General features: G+C 72.8%; 14 protein-coding genes and 1 pseudogene. 1 reads left to right on the top strand and 14 read right to left on the bottom strand.

Annotated features, from left to right (window positions below; genetic code table 11):
- The first annotated feature begins 168 nt into the window (after positions 1-168).
- Positions 169-1377: a PQQ-dependent sugar dehydrogenase gene (locus tag ACIQAK_RS09190; protein ID WP_366387630.1), complete on the top strand. Its 1209-nt coding sequence runs from the start codon at positions 169-171 to the stop codon at positions 1375-1377.
- A 67-nt stretch (positions 1378-1444) separates the two neighbouring features.
- Here ACIQAK_RS09190 and ACIQAK_RS09185 read toward each other — a convergent pair whose 3' ends face one another.
- From ACIQAK_RS09185 to ACIQAK_RS09120, 14 genes and pseudogenes are all read right to left on the bottom strand, one after another.
- Positions 1445-4588: an AAA family ATPase gene (locus ACIQAK_RS09185; RefSeq protein WP_366387629.1), complete on the bottom strand. Its 3144-nt coding sequence runs from the start codon at positions 4586-4588 to the stop codon at positions 1445-1447.
- A gap of 74 nt (positions 4589-4662) precedes the next feature.
- Positions 4663-4845, bottom strand: a complete 183-nt coding sequence (locus ACIQAK_RS09180; protein WP_366387628.1) for a hypothetical protein — start codon at positions 4843-4845, stop codon at positions 4663-4665.
- A 184-nt stretch (positions 4846-5029) separates the two neighbouring features.
- Positions 5030-5674 carry a hypothetical protein gene (locus ACIQAK_RS09175; RefSeq protein WP_366387627.1) on the bottom strand — a complete coding sequence of 215 codons (645 nt, stop codon included), beginning with the start codon at positions 5672-5674 and terminating at the stop codon, positions 5030-5032.
- Between the two features lie 35 nt (positions 5675-5709).
- Positions 5710-6279 (bottom strand): GNAT family protein, encoded by a 570-nt coding sequence (locus ACIQAK_RS09170; protein WP_366387626.1) that lies wholly within the window; start codon positions 6277-6279, stop codon positions 5710-5712.
- Entirely contained in the window at positions 6257-8497 is a 2241-nt protein-coding gene (locus ACIQAK_RS09165; protein ID WP_366387625.1) for an MMPL family transporter, read from the bottom strand. The genes ACIQAK_RS09170 and ACIQAK_RS09165 overlap by 23 nt, the downstream gene beginning before the upstream one ends.
- 190 nt (positions 8498-8687) lie before the next feature.
- Complete coding sequence (locus tag ACIQAK_RS09160; RefSeq protein ID WP_366387624.1) at positions 8688-10790, bottom strand: phosphocholine-specific phospholipase C; 2103 nt, start codon at positions 10788-10790, stop codon at positions 8688-8690.
- A gap of 45 nt (positions 10791-10835) precedes the next feature.
- Positions 10836-12172, bottom strand: a pseudogene (locus ACIQAK_RS09155) (SLC13 family permease).
- Positions 12173-12270: 98 nt separating this feature from the next.
- Positions 12271-13779, bottom strand: a complete 1509-nt coding sequence (gatB, locus tag ACIQAK_RS09150; RefSeq protein ID WP_366387623.1) for an Asp-tRNA(Asn)/Glu-tRNA(Gln) amidotransferase subunit GatB — start codon at positions 13777-13779, stop codon at positions 12271-12273.
- Between the two features lie 16 nt (positions 13780-13795).
- Complete coding sequence (locus tag ACIQAK_RS09145; RefSeq protein WP_366387822.1) at positions 13796-14029, bottom strand: hypothetical protein; 234 nt, start codon at positions 14027-14029, stop codon at positions 13796-13798.
- A 5-nt stretch (positions 14030-14034) separates the two neighbouring features.
- Entirely contained in the window at positions 14035-15537 is a 1503-nt protein-coding gene (gene gatA / locus ACIQAK_RS09140; RefSeq protein ID WP_366387622.1) for an Asp-tRNA(Asn)/Glu-tRNA(Gln) amidotransferase subunit GatA, read from the bottom strand.
- A gap of 5 nt (positions 15538-15542) precedes the next feature.
- Complete coding sequence (gene gatC / locus ACIQAK_RS09135) at positions 15543-15839, bottom strand: Asp-tRNA(Asn)/Glu-tRNA(Gln) amidotransferase subunit GatC (RefSeq protein WP_003966094.1); 297 nt, start codon at positions 15837-15839, stop codon at positions 15543-15545.
- Positions 15840-16159: 320 nt separating this feature from the next.
- Complete coding sequence (locus ACIQAK_RS09130; protein ID WP_366387621.1) at positions 16160-18310, bottom strand: bifunctional diguanylate cyclase/phosphodiesterase; 2151 nt, start codon at positions 18308-18310, stop codon at positions 16160-16162.
- A 366-nt stretch (positions 18311-18676) separates the two neighbouring features.
- Positions 18677-20977, bottom strand: a complete 2301-nt coding sequence (gene ligA, locus ACIQAK_RS09125) for an NAD-dependent DNA ligase LigA (RefSeq protein ID WP_366387620.1) — start codon at positions 20975-20977, stop codon at positions 18677-18679.
- A gap of 32 nt (positions 20978-21009) precedes the next feature.
- Entirely contained in the window at positions 21010-22038 is a 1029-nt protein-coding gene (locus ACIQAK_RS09120) for a methionine synthase (RefSeq protein ID WP_366387619.1), read from the bottom strand.
- Positions 22039-22074 lie beyond the last annotated feature (36 nt).

Raw genomic sequence — 22074 nt, 5'->3', positions numbered from 1 at the left:
GCCGGGCGGGAGATGGCAGGACAATGGGCCGCACCGGGAACTCCGGACGGGGCCGCGGTGTAGGAACAGACAGTACGAGCAGGTAGTGCGGGACAGGTAGTGCGGAACAGACAGTACGAGCAGTAGTGCGGAACAGGTAGTCAGGCAGCCGTCGAAAGGATCGGTTCAGTGCGCGGTGCTGTGTTCGGATCTGTTCAGTCCCCCGCGGTGCGCAGGGGGGTGGTGGCGGCGCTCGCGACGGCCTCGCTGGCCCTGTCCGCCGCGTGCTCCTCCGGCGGGCAGGAGGGTTCGTCCGGTACGGGCGCCGCCTCGCCGACCGCCTCCCGGAGCGCCGGCTCCCCCGCGCCGAGCGCGTCGGCCGACCTGCCGCCCGCCAGGGGTTCGGCGAGGGTCGTCTCGACGCTGACGGAGAACCTGAAGTCGCCCTGGGGGCTGACCGCGCTGCCGGGCGGTGACCTGCTGGTCGCCTCACGTGACGAGGGGACGATCCACCGGATCGACGGTGGGAGCGGGAAGCAGACCCTGCTGGGCTCGGTCCCGGGCGTCTCCCCCGCCGGTGAGGGCGGCCTGCTGGGACTCGCCGTCCCCTCGACGTTCGGCGCGGACGGGTGGGTGTACGCCTACTTCACCACCGCCTCCGACAACCGGATCGTACGGATGAGTTACGACGAGAAGCGTCCGGCGGGGCAGCAGCTGGGGGCGCCGGACACCATCCTGCGCTCCATCCCCAAGGGGAACATCCACAACGGCGGCCGGATCGCCTTCGGCCCGGACAGGATGCTGTACGCGGGCACCGGCGAGACCGGGGACACCGGGCTCGCCCAGGACAAGGAGTCGCTGGCCGGCAAGATCCTGCGGATGACTCCGGACGGGGAGCCGGTGCACGGCAACCCGGAGGCGGACTCGGTGGTGTATTCGTACGGACACCGCAATGTGCAGGGGCTCGCCTGGGACGCCGAGAAGCGGCTGTGGGCGGCCGAGTTCGGCCAGAACACCTGGGACGAGCTGAACCTGGTCGAGCCCGGCGGCAACTACGGGTGGCCCGAGGTGGAGGGCCGGGAGGGCGCGGACGGATTCATCGACCCGGTGGCCCAGTGGAAGACCTCCGAGGCCTCGCTCAGCGGGATCGCGTACGCGCAGGGCTCGATCTGGATGGCGGGGCTGCGCGGCGAGCGGCTCTGGCGCATCCCGCTCTCCGGCGACTCCGCCGAGGAACCTCTGGCCGACCCCCAGTCGTTCCTGGAGGAGGAGCACGGCCGGCTGCGCACCGTGGTGGGCGCGGGCGGCGACCGGCTCTGGGTGGTCACCAGCAATTCGGACGGCCGAGGGGAGCCGAAGCCCGGGGACGACAGGATCCTGCTGGTCGAGGTGGAGTAGACGCACGGGCGCACCGCCCGCGCGGCAGCGCCCCCGGGGGCCGCTGATTCCAGGCGGCTCCCGGCGGCTACGGGGTCGGGTAGAGGCGCAGGCGGTGGGCGAGGGCCGCCGCCTCGCCCCGGGTGGAGACGTCGAGCTTGGCCAGGATGTTGGAGACGTGGACGCTCGCGGTCTTCGGTGAGATGAACAGCTCCTCGGCGATCCTCCGGTTGGTGTGCCCGGCCGCGACGAGCCGGTGCACGTCCTGCTCGCGCGGGGTCAGCCCGAAGGACTCGACGGCGGCGATCGCGGGGTCCGGGTCCTCGGCGGGGAGCGGTCCGGCCGCCTCCTCGGTGACGTCGGCGGGTGCGGCCAGGATCGCCGGGCGGCCCTCCTCGTCGGACCCGACGGCGTGCAGGGCGATCCGGGCCCGCGCCGCCAGCTGTTTCGCCGCCTCGGCCAGCGGGCGGGCGCCGAGCCGCGTGGCCACCGTGTGGGCGCTGCGCAGCAGGGCCGTCGCGGCGGACCGGTCACCGGGGGCGACGAGCAGTGCCTCGGCCCAGCGGTGGTGCATCTGCGCCAGCTCGTAGGGGCGGGACAGCGGGGCGAAGGCGGCCGCGGCGCGCGCCCAGTGCTCCGGGGTGTCGGCGCCCTCCGCGCGGGCCAGTTCGGCGTCGATCGCCAGCCCGTGCGCGGCCCAGACGGGGACGAGCAGCGGCAGCCCCTTGGCGTACCGGCGGATCAGCGTCAGCATCGCCGGCCGCCCCGGTTCGGTGGCGGGCAGCCCTCGGGCGTCCGCCTCGATCGCGGCGGCGGCCTGGAGCAGCGGCAGTGCGTACCGCTGGGTGCCGGTCGGGAAGCCCCGCCCGGCCACCTCCTCGAACGCTTCCCGCGCCTCGGCGGTCCGGCCGCGCGCCGCCGCCAGCAGCATGGCGTGCCGGGCCGGGGTGATCTGGTGCTGGGGCTGCGGGTCGCGCAGGCCGAAGTACTTCCTCGACAGCGCGAGCTGCTCCTCCGCCTCGGCGAGGTCTCCCCGGGCCACGGCCAGTTCGGTGCGGCGGACGGCGACCAGGCCCTTGGCCTTGTGGGCGAGGGCGAGGCGTTGTGCCGCCGCGGCCGCTGCCTCGCTGCGCGCCCACTGGCCGAGCGAGAAGTAGGAGTGTGCCTGGTTGGCGTACACCCAGGCACCGCAGTCGGCCAGGCCGTGGTCGTGGCAGACCGCGATGCCGTGGTCGGCGGCGGCCACGGCCTCCAGGGAGCGGCCCATGGCTTCGAGGGAGGAGGGCAGGTTGACGCTCGCCCGGCCGACCAGGTGGACCAGCTGCCGTTCGTCCGCGCGGTCCCGGACGGCGTACATCTCGGCGAGCCCGTCCTCGATGCCGCCCGCGTCGGCGGTGAGCCAGCCCCGGGTGAGGCGGGCGTGCAGCTCGATGTACTCGTCGCCGATGAGCCGGGCGTACTCCACCGCGCGGTCGCTGTCGGCCAGCGCCTGCGGGCCCGGCTCGTGCAGCGCCCGCCAACTGGCCACGTTGGTCAGCACCTCGGCGTGCACGGCGGAGGGCGGCAGTCCGCGCACCAGCTCCTGCGCGGTGGCCAGCTCCTCCCAGCCGTCGCCCCGGTCGAGCCCCTGCGTCAGCCGGGATCGCTGGACCCAGAACCAGGCGGCGCGCAGCGGGTCGCCCTCGTTCTCCAGGGTCCGCAGGGCCTTTTTGGAGATGGCCAGGGAGCGTGCGCGGTCACCGCTGAAGCGGGCGGCGACGGTGGCCTCGGCCAGCACGTCCAGGTAGCGCAGCGGGGTGGTGGCGGGGTCGTCGCCGGCGGGCGGGTAGACCTCCGCGAAGTCCAGCGGGCGCAGGGTGTCGCGTACCGCGTCGGGCACCTCGTCCCAGAGTTCCATCGCCCGCTCCAGGAGCCGCAGCTGCTCGGCGTAGGCGTAGCGGCGCCGGGCCTCCACGGCGGCGTGGAGCACGGCGGGCAGCGCCTTGGCCGCGTCGTGGGCGGCGTACCAGTAGCTGGCGAGGCGGGTGGTGCGTTCGTCCTCCCGGACCAGGGACGGGTCGGCCTCCAGGGCTTCTGCGTACCGGCGGTTGACGCGGGTGCGCTCGCCCGGGAGCAGGTCGTCGCTGACGGCCTCGCGGACCAGGGAGTGGCGGAAGCGGTAGCCGCCGCTGTCGGGGCCGGGTTGCAGCAGGTTGGCGCCGACGGCCGCCCGCAGTGCCCCGTCGAGGTCGTCCTCACCGAGCCCGGCGACGGCGGCCAGCAGTTCGTGCTCGACGCAGGAGCCGCCCTCGGCGACGATCCTGGCGACCCGTTGGGCGTGGTCGGGCAGCGCTTCGACCCGCACGAGCAGCAGGTCGCGCAGCGAGGCGGAGAGGCAGGAGCTGTCGCCGCAGCTCTCCATCGAACGGGCCAGCTCCTCGACGAAGAAGGCGTTGCCGTCGGAGCGGTCGAAGATCTCGTCGACCACGCCGGAGCCGGGCGCCACGGCGAGGATGGAGGTGAGCTGAGCGCCGACCTCGGCGTGGCTGAACCGGTCGAGCTCGAAGCGGGTGACCGTGCGCAGCCGGTCCAGCTCGGCGAGGAGCGGGCGCAGGGGGTGGCGGCGGTGGATGTCGTCGGCGCGGTAGGTCCCGACGACCAGGAGGCGGCCGCTGTCCAGGGTGCGGAAGAGGTAGGCGAGCAGGTGCCGGGTGGAGGCGTCCGCCCAGTGCAGGTCCTCCAGGACGAGGACGACCGGGCGGTCGGCCGATATCCGCTCCAGGAGCCGGACGGTGAGCTCGAAGAGGCGGGCGGTGCTGTGCTCGTCGTTCGCGTCGCGGTGGGCCTCGCCGAGCTCGGGCAGGAGCCGGGCCAGCTCGCCCTCCTGCCCGGCGCTCGCGGCGGCCATCTCCTCGGGCAGGGCGCGGCGCAGGGTGCGCAGGACGGCGGGGAAGGGGGCGTACGGCAGCCCTTCGGCGCCGATCTCCACGCAGCCGCCGACGGCCACCACGGCGTCGCGCCGGGCCGCCCGGCCGGCGAACTCCTCCACCAGCCGGGTCTTGCCGACGCCCGCCTCACCGGCGATCAGCAGGGCCTGCGGTTCGCCGGCCTCGGCGCGGGTGAGCGCTTCGGTGAGTACGTCGAGCTCCGCCGCGCGTCCGACGAACCGGGGGCTGACTGGCCTGTTCTCCACGGTGTGGAGCATCGCATACGGGTCCTGGCGGACGGCAGCGCCCTCCGCCGTGGTGATCATGGGCGCGGGACGCCCCGGGCCCGCCTCGGCGGACCCGGGGGATGTTTCGGCGAGCCCCGAGGGCCGAGCCACCGTCAGGCGGCGCGGACGAAGTGGGCCAGGTGGCTCCGGCCCGCGCTCACCCGCCCTCCGGGGTCGCCGCGCCCGGTGCGGCGGGCGGCCCGGCGGGCGAGGCGGGCCCGGCGGACCTCGCGCTCGGCGTCGGCCCGGCGGATGAGCTCGGCGGAGGTGGTGCGGTACAGCTCGTACGCGTACATCGGGTGCTCCCTGGTGCCGGTGACAGCGGCGGGGAAGCCGGTCGGCCGGCCGGCCGGGGCTGTGCTTCCGCTGTGCCTCCACTGTCGTGGGCCGGGGGGTACCACCACATCGGGCGAGTGCCGCATCTTCGCGGGGCCGGGCTCCTTAGGCGCGGGGCCCGGATGCCTTAGCCCGGGCAGCCGGTCAGCCGGCCGGTGTGCCCGCGACGGGCAGGGAGAGGAACAGGTCGAAGTACATGCCCACGGAGATCAGCACGCCGAGGGTGCCCAGGGCGACACCGGCCAGCGCGACCGCCCGGACCCAGCCGGGCTGCGGCCTCACGGCGGGGGCTCCGAAGGCGGGGCGCACCAGGACGAAGACGCCGACGAGCAGGGCCAGTACCGCGAAGAGGCCGTTGACCAGGGCGGTGGTGTGCCAGGCGTCCGCGTAGATCTCGGAGATCTGCTGGGCCGCGCTGCCGCCGCCGGAGGTCTGGATCTGGCCCATCAGGGTCTCGCGCTCGGCGGCGACCCGGCCGGACCAGGCGCCGGTCAGGGCGACGACGCCGAGGGCGGCGGAGACGACGGCGGTGGCGCCCGCGCCGACTCCGTGGCGGGCCGCGGTGAAGGGGTCGGGCTCCAGGTCGTCGTCCTCGTGCTCGGCCTCGTCGAAGGCGTCGGCCGCCGGCGTCCCGTCCCCGGTGACCGGGGGCTCGGAGGCCCTGGACGCGGGGACCGCCGGACCGGGGTTCGTGGACGGCGTGGCGGTGGCGTCCTCCGTAACGGCGTCGGCGGTGCTCTGCCCGGCGTCGTCGGCGGGCGTGTTCGTCTTGGAGGGGGTGGTGTTCATGTGCCGCACGCTAGGGGTCCTGGATGAGAACCCTCTTAACGCCGGTGCTCCCCGCCGGTACGGGCCCGCCATTCCGGGGCCAGCACGGACCAGATCTCCGAGTCGTGGCGCTCCCCCCGGTAGAGGTAGCTCTGCCGCAGCACCCCGTCCCGGGTCATGCCGAGCCGCTGGGCCACCGCGATCGAGCGGGTGTTGGCCGGGGAGGCGTCCCATTCCACCCGGTGCATCCCGCGCTCGTACACCGCCCAGTCGATCAGGCGCTCGGCGGCCCGGGTGATCAGACCACGGCCCTGGGCGGCGGGCTCCAGCCAGACGCCGATCTCGCAGTTGCCCGAATCCGCGTCGAAGATCCGGAACAGGACGCCGCCGACGAGGGTGCCCTCCAGCCAGATGCCGTAGAGCCGTCCGGTGTCCGCCGCCTGCTTCTGCGCGTACCGCTGGAGCAGGGCGCGCGCCGAGTCCAGGTCGGTGGCGAAGGAGGCGAACGGGATCCACGGGTCGACCAGCTCCCGGGCCCGGTCCATGTGGGTGAGGAACTCCTCGGCCTGCCAGACCTCCAGCGGGCGCAGCTCCGCCTTGTCGTCACCCAGGGATATGGCGAACATCGTGCTCCTCCTCTGTCTGCCCGGCACCCTCTTCGGTACCGCGCGCCTCCGGGATCTTCGCATGATCCACCGCGCTGTCGGGCGGTTCGATGCTGATCCGGGGCAGCCGGCGGTCCAACCAGCCGGGCAGCCACCAGTTCGCGCCGCCGAGCATGTGCATCAGGGCGGGCACCAGCAGGGTGCGCAGGACGAAGGCGTCCAGGGCGACGGCGGTGGCCAGCGCGATGCCGAACATGGCGATCACCCGGTCGCCGCTGAGCACGAAGGCGAGGAAGACGGAGATCATGATCACGGCGGCGGAGTTGATCACCCGGCCGGTCTCGGCCAGGCCGACCCGGACCGAGCGCCGGTTGTCGCCGGTCTCCAGCCACTCCTCGTACATCCGGCCGACCAGGAAGACCTGGTAGTCCATGGAGAGGCCGAAGAGGACCGAGACCATGATCACGGGGAGGAAGGGTTCGATGGGCCCGGCGCTGCCGAGGCCGAGCAGCTCACTGCCCCAGCCCCATTGGAAGACGGCGACGACGACGCCGAAGGAGGAGGCGACGGCGGCCACGTTCATCACGGCGGCCTTCACCGGGATGCCGATGGAGCGGAAGGCGAGGAGCAGCAGCAGGCAGCCGAGCCCGATGACGACGCCGACGAAGAGGGGCAGCTTGCCGACGATGATCTCGGCGAAGTCGTCGTAGCTCGCCGTCACCCCGCCGACGTACGTCTCCAGGGAGCTCGTGTCCGTCGCCGGCGGCAGCACGTCCGCCCGGATGCGGTCGACCAGCTCACTGGTGTCCTGCGACTGGGGTGCCGAGTCGGGGACGACGGTCAGGAAGGCGGTGTCACCGCTGCTGTTGTACGTGATCGGGCTGACCGCTGCGACGCCTTCGGTGGTACGCAGCGCCTCGGGCAGCGAGTCCAGTGCGAGCCGGTCGTCCGCCCCGTCGAGCTGGGCGGCGATGGTGAGGGGGCCGTTGACACCGGGTCCGAAGCCGTCGGCGATCAGGTCGTAGGCCTGCCGGGTGGTGGCGGTGGCCGGGTTGTTGCCCTGGTCGGAGGTGCCGAGGTGGAGGCCGAGGGCGGGCAGCGCGAGGACCGCCATGACGACGGCCGCGATCCCGCCGAGCAGCTTCGGGTGGCGCTCCACGAAGGCGGACCAGCGGGCGGCGAAGCCGGTGGGCAGTTCGGGCTGCGGGCCGCGCTCGGCGAGTTGCCGGCGTTCGCGGCGGCTGAGCGCCCGCATCCCGATGAGGGAGAGCAGGGCGGGCAGCAGGGTGACCGAGGCGGCCACGGTCAGGACGACGGTGAGCGAGGCGGCGATGGCGACGCCGTTGAGGAAGCTGAGCCGCAGGATCAGCATGCCCAGCAGCGCGACACAGACGGTGGCCCCGGCGAAGACGACCGCGCGCCCGGTGGTCGTCACGGCGTTGCGCGCCGCTTCGTCGACCGGCATTCCGCGCCGGAGTCCTCTGCGGTGCCGGGTGACGATGAACAGGGCGTAGTCGATGCCGACGCCGAGCCCGATGAGCATGCCGAGCATCGGCGCGAAGTCCGCCACGGTCATCACATGGCCGAGCAGGACGATGCCCGCGTAGGCGGTGCCCACGGAGACCAGGGCGGTGGCGATGGGCAGCAGGCTGGCGGCGAGCGAGCCGAAGGCGAGGAAGAGGACCACGGCCGCGACGACCACGCCGATGGCCTCGGCGATGTGGGCGGTGGGCGCTTCGGTGAGGGCGACGGCGGTGCCGCCCAGTTCCACCTGGAGCCCGTCCGCCTCGGCCGCCTTCGCGGTGTCGACGAGGGCCTGGGCCTGGGAGACCGGGATCTCGTCGGCCGGCCGGTCGAAGGTGACCGTGGCGTAGGCGGTGCGGCCGTCCTCGCTGATCCGGTCGGTGGCGGCGGCGCCGTAGGGGCCGGTGACCCCGCCGACGCCGGGCAGGGCGTCGATCGCGTGGAGGGTGCGGGTCATCGTCTGCTCGACGTCGGCGGCCCGGACCGTGGAGCCGGCGGTGTGCCAGACCACGGTGTCGGTGTCACCGCCTAGGTCGGTGAACCCGCGCGAGAGGAGCTCGCCCGCCCGGCCGGACTCCGTACCGGGCACCTCGTAGTCGTTGGAGTACGCGGAACCCGCGAACCCCGCGGCGGCGACGCTGCCGCCGAGGGCGGCGAGCCAGATGAGGACGGCGACGAGACGGTGCCTGATGCACCAGCGGGCGATGGCGGCCAACGGACGGGCTCCCTGCGGGTTCGTGGACCCTTACCCGCAGATGGAGGGATCTGCCCGTAAACGTCGCATGACCTGAGACTGCCACTCTCTCAGCAGAAAGTAATTCTTTGTCCGTTTCGTGGCCATGGTCACAGGGCTTGATCTGCTCCCTACAGGGGACACACCGGCCCGGTGACCACCACGAACGGCCTCAGCCGGAGACGCTCGCCCGGCCGTTCTCGATGTGCCCCATGAGCCGGCGCCGGAAGGTGTCCTCCCCTTCGGCCGTGACGGCGAGGTCGTACCAGCCGTGGGCGTCGGCCGCCGAGTGCACGACCGTACGGCTGCGGCCCGGCTTGACCGTGACGCGACGGGTCCAGTCCCGCAGGTCGTCCTCGTCGACGTAGCCGAGCGGCCGGATACGGAAGGTCAGCGGCCGGCGGCCGGTGTTGCGCAGGGTCAGGTGGAGGTCGCGGTCGCGGGTGTCGATGCGGGTGGTGACCTCGGCGTTCCCCTGGGCCGGCCCGGCGAACTCGCGCCGGAAGCCGTTCGGCCCGGTGACCGTGAAGCGGTACGCCGGACCCGTCAGCGGGACCGTCCAGTGCGCCGAGGACCGGACGTCCTGATGCTGGGGGGCCGGGAACTCACCGGCGTACGGGTAGAGCGTGAAGTGCGCCGAGGACCGGCCGCTGTTGCCGAGCTCCACCCGCAGCCCACCGCCCGCCCGCCGGACCTGCGCGTCCGGCTGGTAGGGCAGCGGGCGCGCCGGGCGTGCGCCGGGCTCCTGCTCGGGGAGGTGCTGGACCGCGGGGGGCCTCGGCTGCCAGCGGCCGGTGAGCGGCGGGATCGCCCCGGGCACCTGGACGGCGGGCTGCCTGCGGGGCCGGGTGAAGTCGAAGGCGGAGGTCAGGTCCCCGGTGACCCGGCGCCGCCAGTCGCTGATGTTGGGCTCCCTCACGCCGGTCCAGCGCTCCAGGAAGCGGACGACCGAGGTGTGGTCGAAGACCTCCGAGCAGACGTACCCGCCGACGGTCCACGGCGAGACGACGAGCAGCGGCACCCGGATGCCGAGGCCGGTCGGACGGCCCTGCCACTGCTCGTCGGTCACCTCGGGGGGTGCGACGGGCGGCGGCACATGGTCGAAGAAGCCGTCGTTCTCGTCGTAGTTGATCAGTACGGCGGTGTGCCGCCAGACGTCCGGGTGCTTGCCCAGCGCGTCCAGGATCTTGTAGACGACGGTGGCGCTGTGCACCGGCGACGAGACGCTCGGGTGCTCGGAGTCGATCGCCGAGGGCACCAGGTAGGAGACCTCCGGCAGCGTTCCGGCCGCCACGTCCTTGGCGAACTCGTCGGCCAGCATGCCGGTGGGAACCCGGCGCAGCCCCCGCTCGAACAGGCTCCGCTCCTGCCGGGTGAGGGTGGCCACGCCTTCCTCCAGCAGCCCGAGCAGCCGTTCCCGTCCGGTCGCGGACGCGCCCCGCACCTCGGCGTAGAACGCCTCCATGTACGTGTGGCCGCCGGTCCTGGCGAGCGCCTTGCGGGCGATGGCCTTGAAGGTGGCGAAGAACTCGATCTGGTTGTCGGTGAAGTTCTCCCACTCGGTGTACGTCCGCCAGCTGTGCCCGGCCCTCTCCAGCCGCTCGGCGTAGGTGGACCAGTCGTAGCCGGGGTGGCTGCCCTCGTCGTACGCGTCGTTGCCGACGGCCCGCTTCCCGTTCGCCTCGAAGCCGGTCTTCCCGCTCCACAGGTGGTTGCGGTTGGGGCTGGTGGAGGTGTGGACCGAGGAGTGGTAGGCGTCGCAGACGGTGAAGGTGTCGGCCAGCTCGTAGTGGAGCGGGATGTCGCGGCGGTCGTAGTACGCCATGGTGGCCGCGGTCTTGGCGCTGATCCAGCCGTTCATCCAGCCGCCGCCCCAGGCCTTCGCGCCGCCGTTCCAGGAGTGGTCGAGGGCGCCGATGTACTGGAGGTCCCTCTTCTGCTCCTCGGCCGCCCCGCGCACCGGGAACGGCAGCACGGTGGAGCCGGCGGGACCGGGCTGCTCGAAGACGGTCCCGCCGGTGGGCAGTTCGACGGCGTTGCGGTCGCCGAAACCGCGGACACCGCGCAGGGTGCCGAAGTAGTGGTCGAAGGAGCGGTTCTCCTGCATGAGGATCACCACGTGCTTGATGGCCCCGAGCCCCCCGGACCCCGCGTGGGCGGGCTGCGCGGCGATGGCTGCCTGGAGCGACGGCGGCAGGAACGATCCGGCCGCAGCGGCGCCTAGCGCGCCCCCGCCGAGGGCGAAGAGCCGCCGCCGTGACATGTCCGTGGTCAAAAGAGCCTCCCGTTTTCGGTGGTTACAGCCGGGAAGCTAGTCAGGTCAGGTGGCGCCGGGAAGGACTGCGTACGGCCCGGTGGTGAACGTCCAAGAGGTCGGACGAGAAGTCCAACCGGGCGCCTGCACCCCGATGAGGTGAAGCGACCCCCACAGCGCGAGGGTGGCGGCGAGGAGCGTCGCCGGTACGGTCGCCAGTCCCAGCGGGGTGAAGTGGCCGAGCTCCGGGGCCTCTCCGTGGGCGTACAGGACGCGTCGCCACAGGAGGGTGGCGAGGGAGCCGACGTACGTGAGGTTGGGGCCGAGGTTCACCCCGATCAGGGCGGCGAGCAGCGGTCCGGGCCCGGCGGACGCGACGATCGGGAGCAGGGCGAGGATCGCCGGCAGGTTGTTGATCAGGTTGGCCAGCAGCGCCGCGACGAGGGCGACGCCGAGCAGCGCGGGCAGTGTGTCGCCGTCCGGGAGGAGGGCGGCGATCCCCTCACCGAGCCCGTTGCCCACGACCGCTTCGACGACGACGCCGAGCGCCAGGACGAAGAGGCAGAACAGCGGGTTGGCCGAGCGGACGACGGCGGCCGGCGTGGTCTCCCGCCTGGCGAGTGCCCGCACGGCCAGCACCAGGGCCCCCGCCAGGGCCGCCCACAGCGGCTCCGCGCCCGCGAACGAGGTGACGACGAACCCGGCCACGGTCAGCGCCAGTACGACGAGCGTGAAGACGGGGACGGGCGTGCGCTCCGCTTCGGCATCCGGCGCGTGCGCCCCGGCGGCCAGGTCGGCTTGAACGCGCGGCGGAACACCGCGTACTCGACGGCGATCGCGGCCAGCCACGGCAGCGCCATCAGCGCGGCGAACCGGGTGAAGGAGAGCCCGCTCGCGGTGAACGCCAGCAGGTTGGTGAGGTTGGAGACCGGGAGCAGGAGCGAGGCGGAGTTGGCGAGGTGCGCGCAGGCGTGGACGTACGGGCGCGGCCGCGCGCCGACCCGGGCCGCCGTGGCGAGGACGACCGGGGTGAGCAGGACCACGGTGGCGTCCAGGCTGAGGACAGCGGTGATGAGCGAGGCGACGACGAAGACCCGGCCGAGCAGGGGGCGGGTCTGCCCCCGGCAGGCGCGGGCCACCAGGTCACCGGCGGCCCGGAACAGGCCCTCGTCGGCGCAGAGCTGGGCCAGCACGAGGATCGCGGCGAGGAACCCGACGACGGGCAGCAGCTCGCCGACCTGCTCCCGGGCCTCGGGCCAGGACACCGCGCCCACGGCCACCAGGAGCACGGCGGCGGACACGGCGGCGGTCGCCTCCGGCAGGCCCCGGGGGCGTACGACGGCGAAGGCCAGGACGCCCAGGAGGAGGGCGACGGAGATGAGCTCGGCGGCGACGGTGTTCAGGGGGGTCTCTCAGGCGGGGGGGGTGGCACACGGGTGAAGGGGCGGTGCGCCCGTCGTACGTACGGGTGCACCGCCCCTTCAGGGTGATGATGGGCGGATCAGCCCTCGACGCCGAGCTTCTCCAGGATCAGCTCGCGCACGCGGGCCGCGTCCGCCTGGCCGCGGGTGGCCTTCATGACCGCGCCGACGAGCGCGCCCGCCGCCGCGACCTTGCCGCCGCGGATCTTGTCCGCGATGGCCGCGTTGCCCGCGATGGCCTCGTCCACAGCCGTGGACAGCGCGCCCTCGTCCGAGACGACCTTCAGGCCGCGCTTCTCGACGACGGTGTCCGGGTCGCCCTCGCGCGCGAGGACGCCCTCGATGACCTGGCGGGCCAGCTTGTCGTTGAGGTCGCCCTTGGCGACGAGCGCGGCCACCCGGGCGACCTGCGCGGGGGTGATCGGCAGCTCGTCCAGGCCGCGGCCGGTCTCGTTGGCGTTACGGGCCAGCTCGCCCATCCACCACTTGCGGGCCTGGTCCGCCGGAGCGCCCGCCTCGATCGTGGCGACGATCAGCTCGACCGCGCCCGCGTTGAGGATGGACTGCATGTCGTGCTCGGAGACGCCCCACTCCTGCTTGAGCCGGGCGCGCCGCAGCCGGGGCAGCTCGGGGAGTCCCTTGCGGAGCTCCTCGACCCAGTCGCGGGCGGGTGCCACGGGCACCAGGTCCGGCTCGGGGAAGTACCGGTAGTCCTCGGCGTTGTCCTTGATGCGGCCGGCCGTGGTGGAGCCGTCCTCCTCGTGGAAGTGCCGGGTTTCCTGCACGATCGTGCCGCCCGAGGACAGCACGGCGGCGTGCCGCTGGATCTCGAAGCGCGCGGCCCGCTCGACGGAACGCAGCGAGTTCACGTTCTTCGTCTCGGAGCGCGTACCGAACGTCTCGGTGCCGTTGGGCCGCAGCGACAAGTTGACGTCGCAGCGCATCTGGCCCATCTCCATGCGGGCCTCGGAGACCCCGAGGGCCTTGATCAGCTCGCGGAGCTCGGCGACGTACGCCTTGGCGACCTCGGGGGCACGGGCGCCGGCCCCCTCGATCGGCTTGGTGACGATCTCGATGAGGGGGATGCCGGCCCGGTTGTAGTCCAGCAGGGAGTGGGACGCGCCGTGGATACGGCCGGTGGCGCCGCCGACGTGCGTCGACTTGCCGGTGTCCTCCTCCATGTGGGCGCGCTCGATCTGCACCCGGAAGATCTCGCCGTCCTCCAGCTGGACGTCCAGGTAGCCGTTGAAGGCGATCGGCTCGTCGTACTGGGAGGTCTGGAAGTTCTTCGGCATGTCCGGATAGAAGTAGTTCTTCCGGGCGAACCGGCACCACTCGGCGATCTCGCAGTTGAGCGCGAGACCGATCTTGATGGCCGACTCCACGCCGATCTCGTTGACCACCGGCAGCGCGCCGGGCAGTCCGAGACAGACCGGGCAGGTCTGGGAGTTGGCGTCCTGCTTCAGCTCCGTGGAGCAGCCGCAGAACATCTTGGTCTTGGTGCCGAGCTCGACATGGACTTCGAGGCCCATGACGGGGTCGTAGGACGCGAGCGCGTCCTCGTACGACACCAGGTCAGTGACAGTCACGGTGAAACTTTCCCTCTCAGCCCAGCAGGACGTCGTCGTCGCCGAGACGCTTCAGTTCGCGATAGAGGATCGCGAGGCCGGTGACGATGGCGGCCGCGGACACGGCCGCGTCGATCAGCCGCAGCACGTCGTTGTCGCTGCGGGCGAGCTTCGCCTGCTTGGCGACGCTGAGCGCACCGAAAGCGGTGGTGCCGAGCGAGATGTACAGCCCGGACTTGGACTTCTTGAAGTTACTGGCCTTCTTTGCCATGGCACTCACAGCGACGGAGCCTCCTCAAGCAGCGGGTGCCCCCACTTTTCCACGAAAGCGGCCTCGACGGCTGCTCCGACCTTGTACAGCCGGTCGTCCTTCATGGCGGGGGCGATGATCTGCAGTCCGACCGGCAGGCCGTCCTCCGGGGCCAGGCCGCAGGGGAGCGACATGGCGGAGTTGCCGGCCAGGTTGGTGGGGATGGTGCACAGGTCCGCGAGGTACATCGCCATCGGGTCGTCGGCGCGCTCGCCGATCGGGAAGGCGGTGGTCGGCGTCGTCGGGGAGACGATCACGTCGACCTGCTCGAAGGCCTTCCCGAAGTCCTGGGTGATGAGGGTGCGGACCTTCTGGGCCGAGCCGTAGTACGCGTCGTAGTAGCCGGAGCTGAGCGCGTACGTCCCCAGGATGATGCGGCGCTTGACCTCGTCGCCGAAACCGGCCTCGCGGGTGAGCGCGGTGACGTCCTCGGCCGACTTGGTGCCGTCGTCGCCGACCCGCAGGCCGTAGCGCATGGCGTCGAAGCGGGCCAGGTTGGAGGAGCACTCGGAGGGCGCGATCAGGTAGTACGCGGAGAGCGCCAGGTCGAAGGAGGGGCAGTCCAGCTCGACGATCGTGGCGCCGAGCGACTTCAGCAGCTCGACCGACTCGTCGAAGCGCTGGAGGACGCCCGCCTGGTAGCCCTCGCCGCGGAACTGCTTGACGACGCCGACGCGCATGCCCTGGACGGAGCCGTTGCGCGCGGCCTCGACGACCGGCGGGACCGGCGCGTCGATGGAGGTCGAGTCCAGCGGGTCGTGCCCGGCGATCACCTCGTGGAGCAGCGCCGCGTCCAGGACCGTACGGGCGCAGGGCCCGCCCTGGTCCAGGGAGGAGGAGAAGGCGACCATGCCGTAGCGGGAGACGCCGCCGTAGGTGGGCTTGACGCCGACCGTGCCGGTGACGGCGGCGGGCTGGCGGATGGAGCCGCCGGTGTCCGTGCCGATGGCGAGCGGGGCCTCGTAGGAGGCGAGGGCGGCGGAGGAGCCGCCGCCGGAGCCGCCGGGGACGCGGGTGAGGTCCCAGGGGTTGCCGGTGGGGCCGTAGGCGCTGTTCTCGGTGGAGGACCCCATGGCGAACTCGTCCATGTTGGTCTTGCCGAGGATGACCACGTCGGCGGCGCGCAGCTTCTGCGTGAGCGTGGCGTCGTACGGCGGGACCCAGCCCTCAAGGATCTTGGAACCGACGGTGGTCGGCATGTCCTTGGTGGTGAAGATGTCCTTCAGCGCGAGCGGGACGCCGGCCAGCGGGCCGAGCTTCTCGCCCGCCTCGCGCTTGGCGTCCACGGCACGGGCCTGGGCGAGCGCGCCCTCGCGGTCGATGTGCAGGAAGGCGTGGACCTTCTCGTCGACCGCGTCGATCCGGGCCAGGTGGGCCTCGGTGACCTCGACGGCCGTGAGCTCGCCGGAGGCGATCCTCGCGGCGATCTCGGCCGCGGTGAGCTTGACGATGGTGCTGTTGTCCGTCATGGCGATTAGTCCTCCCCCAGGATCTGCGGCACCTTGAAACGCTGCTGCTCCTGGGCCGGGGCGCCGGAGAGCGCCTGCGCGGGGGTGAGCGACGGACGGACCTCGTCCGCGCGCATGACGTTGGTCAGCGGCAGCGGGTGGGAGGTCGGCGGTACGTCTTGGTCGGCGACCTCGGAGACGCGGGCGACCGCGCCGATGATGTCGTCGAGCTGACCGGCGAAGTGATCGAGCTCTTCGCCCTTCAGCTCCAGACGCGCCAGCCGGGCGAGGTGGGCGACCTCCTCGCGCGTGATGCCAGGCATGCAGCGATCCTCAGGGGTTGGTGTGTGGTTTTGGCTGGGGGTCGGTGGCACATTTCCACCGTCCGTCCGGAGGACGGGCCGCGCGGCGTTCGGTGCGTGCGATCGCAAGGCGCCGGAGCGCCCTCGTGGCGGGGCCACGTGGGCGTTTCGGCAACGCGGCGAGCGTGCGTGCCAGGCGTCGTGCGGCAGGTGGAAATGTGCCACCGACCCCCAATCCTATGGGGTCACCCGGGGGCGGGTGCCCCACCCCGATCGGCCCACCCGTTTCGGGCCTTCCCGGTACGGGATTCCGCCCTTTCGGTACGGGCCCGGGGCCGTGCTCAGGCCGTCGCCGGGCCCGAGACCGTCCGTCCCTGGGGGTGCTGCTCGGCGTCCGGCTTCCCGTTCGCCGCTGCGGCCGCCGCCTGGGCCTCCAGCTCGGCGGGGCGCCGCCAGCCGTGCACGCCACGCGCCCGCAGCCAGGCCGTTGTCTCCTGGGGTGGCATCGCGGCCGCCACCAGCCAACCCTGCACCGCGTCGCACCGCAGGTCCCGCAGCCGCCCCCAGGTCTCGTCGTCCTCGACGCCCTCGGCGACGACGACCAATCCCAGCGAGTGGGCCAGGTCGATCGTGCAGCGGACGATCTCGGCGTCCTCGTGGTCGACCGCGAGCCGGGCCACGAAGGACCGGTCGATCTTCAGCTCGCTCACCGGCAGCCTGCGCAGGTGGACGAGGGAGGAGTAGCCCGTACCGAAGTCGTCGAGGGACATCTTCACGCCGTGGGCGGTCAGCCCGGCCAGGGTGTCGGCGGCCCGCTGCGGGTCCTCCAGCAGCACGTGCTCGGTGATCTCCAGCTGGAGCGCCGAGGCCGGGACGCCGTGCCGGGCGAGGCGGGCGGCGACCCCGCCCGCGAAGCCCGGGGTGTGCACATCGCGCGGGGAGACGTTGACCGCGACCGGTACGAACAGGCCCTGCGCCCGCCACCGGGCGACCTGCGCCAGCGCCGTCTCCAGCACGTACTCCGTGAGGTGCGGCATCAGGCCGGAGGACTCCGCGATCGCGATGAACTCGTCCGGGGGGACCCGTCCGCGCTCCGGATGCACCCAGCGCACCAGCGCCTCCAGTCCGGCGACCTGGCCGTCGAAGCGGACCTTGGGCTGGTAGTGCAGCTCGACGTCGCCCGCGTCCAGCGCCCGGCGCAGATCGCCCAGGAGGCCCAGCCGGTCGGGGGTGTTGCTGTCCCGCTTCGACTCGTAGACCTCCACCCCCGTACGGTCCCGCTTGGCCTGGTACATGGCGACGTCCGCGCGGCGCAGCAGCCCCTCGGCGTCCAGCGCGTGGTCGGGGTAGACGGCGACCCCGGCGCTGGCCTCCAGCACGAGGACCAGCCCGTCCAGGTCGAGCGGCGAGGACAGCTCGGCGACCAGGTGGCGGGCCACCCGCTGGGCGCTGGTGGTCGAGTCGGCCTGCGGCAGCAGTACGGCGAACTCGTCGCCGCCGAGGCGGGCCGCCTCCGCGCCGCGCGGCAGGGCGAGCCGCAGCCGTTCCGCTATCTGGAGCAGCAGCCGGTCACCGGCGAGGTGGCCGAGTGTGTCGTTGACCGCGCGGAAGCGGTCCAGGTCGATCAGGACGAGCCCCGACCTGGTGCCCACGCTCTCGGCGTCCTCCAGCGTCGACCAGGCCCGCTCCAGCAGCCACTGGCGGTTGGGCAGACCGGTCAGCGGGTCCCGCAGCTGCTCCTCGGCGCGGGCGCGGGCGATCCAGAGCGTGGAGTCCAGGGCGATCAGCGGGACCGCGAAGAGCGGCAGCACGACGGGCATGGACATGGTGACGACACAGATCAGCGGGGCGAGGCCGAGCAGGGCGACGGCGACGAGCCCCTGGCGCAGCAGGGCGGTGCGGGCGATGGTCGGCAGCCCGCCGTTCTGCGGCGCCTTCGCGTACCACAGCAGGACCCGGGTGACGAGGAGATACGTCGACGCCGTCAGGAGCAGTTCCGGTACGGCCGCGATGCCCCAGTCGAGTGGCAGCCAGGGCCTCTCCACGGTCGGCGCCTCGCCGAACGCGGCCAGCACGAGCGCCGCCGCCGCGATGCCGAGGATGTCCACCGCGCCGTGCAGCAGCCCCTGCCACCAGCGGTGTCTGCGGGCGCTCCCGACGAGCACCACGACGACCAGGCTGACCAGACCCGCGGGCAGCCAGCCGAACAGCAGCAGCACGGCGAGGGTGAGGGCGGCCCCCGATCCGGTGCCGCCCCACCAGCGGTCGCGGCCGAGCGCGACCAGGTGGCCGACGATGATCCCGGTGAGCACGGCGAGCGACCAGCCCACGGCACCGTCCGGGAAGAGGGCGTGGCCCTCGCGCACCGCCCGGTAGAAGCCGGCCGCCAGCAGGGACGCGGCGATCCCTATGACCACGGCGCCCACCGGGGACGTGAGGCCGACGAAACCTTGCAGCCGCGACACCGGGGCGGCGCTCTCGGTCGGTTTCATTCCGTCCCTCTCACAGCCGGCGGTGCCGAAGTCCCTCGGTGACCCCCGCTCTCCTGCTCGCACGGCCCCGGACGGGCGACCGTGCACGGCGGGCGCTACCCCTCAACAGTAGGCGGCGAAGGGCTTCCAGGGGCAGCGCTCCACCGCTCTCGCCGAAGGCGAACCGACGACCCGTCACCATCTGCTATGCGCCGAACGGGTGACGCCGGTGGGCCGTTCGGGGTCAGGCCGCCCATTCTTCGCCCCTCTGCCCGGTTTCTTCCCCACCGGGCGCGCGCCACGCCGGGCCCGCGTTGCGAAGTCGTCTCGATCCGGCGAACGGAGGGTGTCCGGGAGTGGCGGACGGGCCGGTGGACGGTGGGCCGGCTACTCCGGGGCGGCTTCCGCGGTGGTTTCCGGGACGGCTTCCGCGGTGGTTTCCGGGGTGGTTTCCGGGGTGGTTTCCGATGCCGCCTCCGGCCCGGTCGGAGCCGCCGCCGGCACCGGCAGGGCCGCCTCCCGGGCGGCGTCGGGGCCCTGTTCGAGGAGGACGGCGAACCCGTCCTCCTCCAGCACGGGGACCTTCAGCTGCATGGCCTTGTCGTACTTGGAGCCGGGGTTGTCGCCGACGACCACGAACCCGGTCTTCTTCGACACCGATCCGGTGACCTTCGCGCCGAGGCGCTGGAGCGCCTCCTTCGCACCGTCCCTGGTGTACGCGGCGAGGGTGCCGGTCACGACGACGGTGAGCCCTTCGAGGGGGCGGGGGCCCTGGTCCTCGTCGGAGCCCTCGTCGGCCATCCGGACCCCGGCCTCGCGCCACTTGCGCAGGATCTCGCGGTGCCAGTCCTCGGCGAACCACTGCTTGACGGAGGCGGCGATGATGGGGCCGACGCCGTCCGCGTCGGCCAGCTCCTGCTCGGTGGCCTCGTCGATGCGGTCGATGGAGCGGAACTGACGGGCCAGCTCCTGGGCGGCTACCGGCCCGACGTGCCGGATGGAGAGCCCGGTGAGGACCCGGGCCAGCGGCGCCTGCTTCGCGGCGGCGATGCCCTCCAGCATGGCCACCGCGTTCTTCTTCGGCTCGCCCTGCTGGTTGGCGAAGACGGTCGCGATCTTCTCCTCGCCGGTCTTCGGGTCGCGCTTGGGCAGCCCGCTGTCCTGGTCCAGGACGTACGCCCGGATCGGCAGCAGCTGGTCGATGGTGAGGTCGAACAGGTCGCTCTCGTCCCGCAGGACCGGTTCGGCGGGCTCCAGCGGCCGGGTCAGGGCGGCGGCGGCCACATAGCCGAAGTGGTCGATGTCCAGGCTCTTGCGCCCGGCGAGATAGTAGACCCGCTCGCGCAACTGGGCCGGGCAGGTGCGGGCGTTGGGGCAGCGGAGGTCGATGTCGGCCTCCTTCATCGGGCGCAGCTCCGTACCGCACTCGGGGCAGTGGGTCGGCATCTCGAACGGCTTCTCGGTGCCGTCGCGCAGGTCGACGACGGGTCCCAGGATCTCCGGGATGACGTCGCCCGCCTTGCGCAGGACCACGGTGTCGCCGATGAGGACGCCCTTGGCCTTGACCACGTTCTGGTTGTGGAGGGTGGCGAACTCGACCTCAGAACCGGCCACTTCGACCGGCTGGACCTGGGCGTACGGCGTGACGCGGCCGGTGCGGCCGACGCCGACGCGGATGTTGACCAGCTTGGTGTTGACCTCCTCGGGGGCGTACTTCCAGGCGATGGCCCAGCGCGGGGCGCGCGAGGTGGAGCCCAGGCGGCCCTGGAGCGGGATCTCGTCGAGCTTGACGACGACCCCGTCGATCTCGTGCTCCACGGAGTGCCGGTGGTCTCCGAAGTACGCGATGAACTCCCGTACGCCGGCGAGGGAGTCGACGACCTTATTGTGCCGGGCGGTGGGCAGACCCCAGGAGTGGAGGAGCTCGTAGGCCTGGGAGAGGCGGTCGATGGTGAGGCCCTTGAGTGCGCCGATGCCGTGCACCACCATGTGCAGCGGGCGGGTGGCGGTGACCTTCGGGTCCTTCTGCCGCAGCGAACCGGCCGCCGCGTTACGCGGGTTGGCGAACGGCTTGTCGTCGGCGGCGACCAGCCGGGCGTTCAGCTCCTCGAAGCCCTCCATCGGGAAGAAGACCTCGCCGCGGATCTCGACCAGGGCGGGGATGTCGTCGCCCGCGAGGCGGTGCGGGATCTCCGCGATGGTGCGGACGTTGGGCGTGATGTCCTCGCCGGTGCGGCCGTCGCCCCGGGTCGCCGCTCGGGTCAGCCGGCCGTGCTCGTAGGTGAGGTTGACGGCGAGCCCGTCCACCTTGAGCTCGCACAGGAAGTGGTGGTCGGGGGTGCCCACGTCCTTGGCGACGCGCTCGGCCCAGGCGGCCAGCTCCTCGTCGTCGAAGGCGTTGTCCAGGGAGAGCATCCGCTCGCGGTGCTCGACGGAGGTGAACTCCGTGCGATAGGGACCCGCGACCTTCTGGGTCGGGGAGTCCGGCGTGCGCAGCGCCGGGTGCCCCTCCTCCAGCGCCTCCAGCGCCCGCATCAGCCGGTCGAACTCGGCGTCGCTGACGACCGGCTGGTCCTTCACGTAATACCGGAAGCGGTGCTCCTCGACCTGCTCGGCCAGCAGTGCGTGCTCCTCCCGCACGTCCGCCGGAACCGAGCTCTCCTGCTCCACCCGCTGTTCGCCGGCCATCGTCCCGTCCTCCCGTTTGCCCGTCGTCCCCGTCACTCAGGGTTGTCTGCGAGTGACCTCGCCGCCCGGGCGCTGTGGGCGAGCGCGGTGCGGGCGTACGCGGGCGACGCGCCCGCGAGACCGCACGACGGGGTGATCGCGACGGACTCGGCGAGAGTCCCCGGATTCAGCCCCAGCCTGTTCCACAGCGTCCTGACCCCCATGACGCTACCGCCCGGGTCTGACAATCCGTCCGAGGCGGCGTCGGTCGCGGGCACCACGCCCAGGAACAGCTGGGTGCCGTCTTCGACGGCTTCCCCGATCGCCTCCTCCTCACGCTCCGTGAGCAGCGAGAAATCGAACGAGATGCCGTCCGCGCCGGCCCGGCGCAGCAGCGCGAAGGGCACCTCGGGGGCGCAGGAGTGGACGATCGTCGTGCCGCCCTCGCCCGCGACGGCGAGGACGTCACGCAGGGCCGACTCGACGGCCTGGCGGTCGACGGCGCGGTAGGTGCGGTAGCCGCTGGCGGAGCGGACCCGGCCCAGCAGGACGGCGGTCAGGGAGGGTTCGTCCAGTTGCAGCACCACGTGGGCCCCGGGCATCCGGCGCCGCACCTCGGCGAGGTGGGCGCGCAGCCCCTCGACCAGCGACCCGGCCAGGTCGCGGCAGGCCCCGGGGTCGCCCAGCATCGCCTCGCCGCCGCGCAGTTCCAGGCCGGCGGCCAGTGTCCAGGGCCCCACGGCCTGGACCTTGAGCAGGCCCTCGTACCCCTGGGTGAACTCCTCCAGGGCGTCCAGGTCCTCCCCCAGCCAGGAGCGGGCGCGGCGGGTGTCGCGGCCGGGCCGGTCACTGATCCGCCAGCCGCTCGGCTCGACGTGTCCGTACATCTCGACGAGCATGCCGATGGTCCGGCCGATCATGTCCGCGCCCGGTCCGCGCGCCGGGAGCTCCGCCAGGTACGGCGTGCCCTGGCCGTCGGCGAAGGAGCCGGTGACGGTCTTCGCCGCCTCCCTCGCGTCTCCCCCGGGCATCGACCCGATCCCGGTCGCCGGGCACCCGCTCAACTTGCTCTTCTCGCTCACGCCGGAAGCCTACGGTCCGGGGTGGGGGCCCTGCTC

Source organism: Streptomyces sp. NPDC088706 (genome assembly GCF_044752765.1).
Lineage (GTDB): Bacteria > Actinomycetota > Actinomycetes > Streptomycetales > Streptomycetaceae > Streptomyces.
The sequence above is the reverse complement of the archived record's forward strand: the minus strand, read 5'-3'. Positions and strand labels throughout refer to the sequence as shown.